Genomic DNA, 1350 nt, shown 5'->3' with positions numbered 1-1350 from the left:
TTCTTTAACTAACGAGGCAGGTTAGTTCAATAAGAAAAATTTTTCGAAACTAATATGTCTTCAAATACGTATAGTTGATGGAGGAGGATTCCCATCATGTTGTATTTATTCATTTTATTTCTAGCTACTCAATTAGGTATTTGGATTAGGTACTTTGTTAAAGGGGTTATTGAACTTTCACAATTGGGTCTTAGCTGTTTGTTTTTAGTAGCTGCGGTAGTATTTTTTATTATTGAAATTATTCAAAGTAAAAAAGATGCACAGTTTAAACCAAAATCAGAAGATCTTTGGCAAACAAGATTAACAGAACGTTCTAAAAGGACGGAAAAGAAACTTACAAAAGGCAATCAACGTATTTTTCGCTATAGGCGGTATTATCCTACTTTTTGGCAACGTTTATTTGTTGAGTTGGTAAATGCCCCCGATAAATATATCCATCTGGCTTTTTTTAATGAAACCAAGCGAGTAGAGTGGCAAGAGTATAGTAAATTTACTTCTAACAAAGCTGTTTGGAAAGTAATAGAGAATGGCATAGAAATCGCGGAAGCTCGTTATACCCCGAAGATAAAAGATAAACTAAATTTTGAGGATAAGTTAGCCATCCATATTCAAGACGAAACCTATCAATTACTATCCTATAAAGTGAGTAATCAAGTTTTGGTTTATAAAGAGTCACAAAAGATTAGCGAAGCCGATTTGTCAAAATTAGTGATGGGAAATTTAGAGTTTCGCATACATGATACGAATGAAGAACTATTAGCCATGGCAATTGTGCTATTTCAATATTTACATAAAAGTGGCTGAATAGTTGAAGGTGCACATAGAAAGTACATAATAAATAGTTTTATCTGAAGCCACTACTTTACTCGATTTATGGGATTTCCGAAATGTTGGAGATTCCCTGATAGTGATAAATAATTAAAGGAAAAAGATTCTTCTTCAAATAACGGGTGCTTTTTAGCTTAAGATCATCGGGCTGCGCCTCTTTTTTCTTATTCCACTAACGGGGTAGGTTAGTTCAATAAGGTGTATCTTTAAAATAAGAAAAAGTAGTCGATGTAAACTGAAAGTAGGTGACTACCAATGGAGAATCAATATATTGCTCTTAGTGCACAACTTGGAGATCAAAAAGCTGATAAGGCTGTCGGACAATTTATTACTCGAATAAATATTCTCCTTAATAAGCATTGTAATAAAGCTTATTGCCAAGAAGTTGATGAAATCGCACCAGCTATATTTGTTGATGGCGATCTATGGTATTGGGAGTTTGAAGGCTGTCAGAAGTTACGCTTAAGTAAGAAAAATCGGTATATTGAAATCCACATAGGTATGCCACGTAACAGATGGGAG

Annotated in this window: 2 protein-coding genes; both read left to right on the top strand. The window is 33.9% G+C overall.

The features are described 5' to 3' along the window. The first annotated feature begins 96 nt into the window (after positions 1 to 96). Positions 97 to 804: a hypothetical protein gene (locus AC1DSL_RS18275; protein ID WP_477533341.1), complete on the top strand. Its 708-nt coding sequence runs from the start codon at positions 97 to 99 to the stop codon at positions 802 to 804. Positions 805 to 1083: 279 nt separating this feature from the next. Continuing rightward, positions 1084 to 1350: hypothetical protein (locus AC1DSL_RS18270; protein WP_477533340.1), on the top strand; the 267-nt coding region annotated here is incomplete at its 3' end.

The organism is Paenisporosarcina sp. P4_D4 (assembly GCF_056401835.1).
This window is presented reverse-complemented; position numbering and strand designations above follow the sequence as displayed.